At 41.0% G+C, this 3,313-nt stretch carries 4 protein-coding genes; 1 reads left to right on the forward strand and 3 read right to left on the reverse strand.

Annotated features, from left to right (window positions below; all coding sequences use genetic code 11):
• Positions 1-40: 40 nt before the first annotated feature.
• The 3 genes from MTBBW1_RS27050 to MTBBW1_RS28855 all read right to left on the reverse strand — a co-directional run bounded on the left by MTBBW1_RS27050 (position 41) and on the right by MTBBW1_RS28855 (position 2,404).
• Positions 41-580: a hypothetical protein gene (locus MTBBW1_RS27050; protein WP_080810083.1), complete on the reverse strand. Its 540-nt coding sequence runs from the start codon at positions 578-580 to the stop codon at positions 41-43.
• 209 nt (positions 581-789) lie between these two features.
• Complete coding sequence (locus MTBBW1_RS27055) at positions 790-2,154, reverse strand: hypothetical protein (protein WP_245809581.1); 1,365 nt, start codon at positions 2,152-2,154, stop codon at positions 790-792.
• Positions 2,126-2,404 (reverse strand): hypothetical protein, encoded by a 279-nt coding sequence (locus MTBBW1_RS28855; protein WP_186441752.1) that lies wholly within the window; start codon positions 2,402-2,404, stop codon positions 2,126-2,128. Before MTBBW1_RS28855 ends, MTBBW1_RS27055 begins: the two co-directional genes overlap by 29 nt.
• 404 nt (positions 2,405-2,808) lie before the next feature.
• Here MTBBW1_RS28855 and MTBBW1_RS28860 point away from each other — a divergent pair, with 404 nt between their 5' ends.
• Entirely contained in the window at positions 2,809-2,967 is a 159-nt protein-coding gene (locus MTBBW1_RS28860; protein WP_186441753.1) for a hypothetical protein, read from the forward strand.
• The last annotated feature ends 346 nt before the right edge of the window (positions 2,968-3,313 follow it).

The following is a 3,313-nucleotide window of genomic DNA, read 5'->3' on the forward strand; positions in this document are numbered from 1 at the left end:
ACAGGCGGATAAACTTTTAGTGCGTTGAAGGAATAGAGTATTAAAAGTTGAACCGAATATTTACCAGTATTGGATGGTTTGAGTTTTTTGTAATGATCACTCGAACCGGAGTCAAAACTTTCAAATCATACACTCTGTTCTTTTTAACACATTCAACAAGTTTGGTGGTTTTAAACCTGTTAAAGAGCGTTTCAGGAAAACGGTTGGTTACAGCATAAAGGTTGATATTGTTTTCATCGTTCAGGGTTTTCATTTTTTTATAGTTTGTAAAGTGTCCATAAAACTCTTCAAGTGCAGCCATATTGAACACTTCCCGAAAGGATTTGAATGATATAAGATTGTGTTCATTGAGATTTTCAAATCCCTCATAGTAATCTGGATTGACGTCATCAAACAGGACAGATGAATGTTTTCTGACAACGACCAGATCAAGAAGTTGTTTTTTAAATGACAAATCAACCTCAACCGTGACCTCACACCCGAGTTTTTCAAACAGAGGTGTCATCATCAAGCCGAGCAGTCGATGCCAACTGGTTCTATCTTTTTCTTCATTTTCTGGTTCCGTCTTATTTTCTTCCATAATATGAATATAATCTGAATGGTTGGGTTTTGCAAGTTTTATGGAGCCCCCGTCATTTTTGTGCTGGTGTTGATTCTCACTTTAACCTGGCTTGAATTTTCTGATTATTTGAAACAGTTCAAAAGTGTTTCAAATTAATTGGCTTTTGTGTTCATATATTGTAAGCTTTGTTTTTCAAAAACGTGAAAAAAAATCACGTTTTTTTAAGGTCACGCGTTAACAGCCAAAGCCCGTGTAATCTGGCTCAATCCCTGATTGACAAGCCCCAGACCCTCTTCAAGTTCGGACGGCTGGTTGGGGGCTGCGTAACAGTTACATTTCAAAGATGCTGAAATAACAGGGTTTTTGAAATATCGTCTGGATGTAATTGACGCCCACATCCATTTCCACCCAGTTTCCGTAACCCTATAGAATGACTTGCCATTCTGTTTTTTGATGGCGCCCCGAAGGATCAATTTTCTGATTTCATAGCGAATTTGGGCGGGATTTTGAAAGTGGTTGTCCAGAACCTCTTTGAGGGTAGCGGTTTTAAAGCCGTCCGCTCTGTATTTGGGCTTGATCAGCTCTTCACATAGAGCGACCTGACGCGGTTTTCTCAAATCAGGTGCAGCCACGTTGTTTCCATTTTTATCGGAAACGGGCTGATTGAAAAGTTCTGGTTCGTTCTCACATATAGTGGAAGGATCAACGTCGGCGCAGCAGTCGAGCATGCGGTTGTTTGTTCCCAATCCGGCCCAATAGTAAGCCTGTAAAAACTGTACAGGTTTCTTGAGTCCCAGCGATTTGGGACTGTTGATTGTGGTTTCGGTACGGATGAGAGTGCTGTTTTTGTTGTACTGCTTGACGGAGTTCCCTCTGAACCAATGTTTCATGCAAGCATTGTTCTGATAGAGCCTTCTGAATGACTTTGAGCCGGAGTTTGCAGGTTTTTTGCTAAAAAACTGAGAAATGGAGTCGGGCGATCCGATCCTGGAAAATTTATCCAGCATTCTGTCAAAGAGATTTGTGCAGAAGGTGGCAGATTTGAAAATGACATTGGAGCAGACTTCGACCTGTGTGAGATACCACTCATGTTTGAGGTATTTTGAGCAGGTGGAATAGGTGCCCTTGTCAAATTTGAAAAAGCGGTTCATCCAGTAATTGATTCTTTCCTGGACGAGGCTGCCCTGAAGATCTTGTGCCGCCTGTTGAAGGGCATCCGGATTTGAAACATCAATGAAAGAGTTCTCCTTCATTTTATATGTGACACCTTTCTGGTCGAGTTGGTGTTGGATGTAGTTGTGACCGTTGAAGTAAAACTCGCTTTGAAAGGGGAGATAAGAGGATATTTTGAGGTAGCATGGGCCACCCAGTACCTCATCGTGGATGTAGATGTAGTACTGTTTGACAGGTTTTGTGCATTTGTACAAGTTTTGATATTTTTTACCTTTTTTGGTGGTGAATTCCCTTGATGCCACAGTCTGTACATGCTCGGTATCGGTGAGGATGCAGAAAACGTGATTTCCGTTTCCCTTGAACTCTTTTGCAAAAGCGTCTTGAACAAATTCAAGTTTTGCACCATTTTTTACCACCACCCAGGTTTGGCCACCAGAATATGTTGACGCCGATTTTGTCAGCGTACTTTTTGATGTGAGAGTTGAGCTGATCTGTGAAGATTCTCATCACTCCGTTGGTCTGTTTTGAGAATCCCATTGATTTCAGGAAATGGACAACAACACCGAGGGAGAAGAAAGGTCGGATGTAACCCCGGACAAGGACTCGATCAAAAGAAGAGTAACCGAACTTGATGTTTTTTGAGAATTGGTTTTCGAAAGAGTTGTTCATGGGAATTCTCCTGTCTCAAAGGGTTATTGATAGATCCATTGATAACGGAATTTCCCAGGCGTAGTCAAGATTTTGAAGTAGTTTGGCAGGATTTGAACTTTAGTTCGTTAAATAGTAAGCTTTGTTTTTCAAAAACGTGAAAAAAATTCTCGTTTTTCTGACATCATACATGCATCGAAAGCTCCCGTGTAATCTGGCTCAACCCCTGATTGACAAGCCCCAAACCCTCTTCGAGTTTGGACGGCTCCGCAGAGGTAGATAATGCATGTTCCATTTTTTGACTTTTGATGAAAAAAGGGGACATATTTCTGTATATCCTGTATATCAACTTTTTGTTGACATAAAGCCAAAAGGGGGAAAGGGGGACAGGTCGATAAATGAGAATGAGGAAAGGAGATATTGATATGGCACGCATTCCGAGAATATTGATAAACAGCATAGCCGGTGGTACTGTATATCACATCATGTCACGCACAGCCCTTGATGGTTTTCCCATGAAAGATGGGCATCCTTCATATCATCCCAAAAGTAGTTTACACTTTTTTGATGGAACTTCCCGATAAATGGACATGTGTCCCAGAAAGTGTAAACCGGTAAATGAAGCATGCCGAAAGATGATGAAAAAGATTATTTATTGAAGCTGATGAAACAGTTCAGCCTTCTCTATTTTCTATTTTGTGGAGGTACTCGGATTTTGCTGCATGGACAACCATTTTCACATGCTGATCCGGATGTTTCCTGAGTCAAATTTTACCGATGAAGAGATTCAGGAACGGTTTGAGCAATTTCACGCTGACCTTGGTGATGGCAGGTAAATTTTCACCGGAAGAGTTGCCGTCATTACGTAAAAAATTATCAAGCCTTTCTGATTTTGTTCGGGAGATAAAACTTGGCTTTACCCGATTTTAT

The organism is Desulfamplus magnetovallimortis (assembly GCF_900170035.1).
Taxonomy (GTDB): domain Bacteria; phylum Desulfobacterota; class Desulfobacteria; order Desulfobacterales; family Desulfobacteraceae; genus Desulfamplus; species Desulfamplus magnetovallimortis.

Bases quoted from the DNA above. Each gene is read 5' to 3' on its own strand.
- MTBBW1_RS27050 (WP_080810083.1), bottom strand. From the start codon at position 580: ATGGAAGAAAATAAGACGGAACCAGAAAATGAAGAAAAAGATAGAACC.
- MTBBW1_RS28855 (WP_186441752.1), bottom strand. From the start codon at position 2,404: ATGAACAACTCTTTCGAAAACCAATTCTCAAAAAACATCAAGTTCGGT.
- MTBBW1_RS28860 (WP_186441753.1), top strand. From the start codon at position 2,809: ATGGCACGCATTCCGAGAATATTGATAAACAGCATAGCCGGTGGTACT.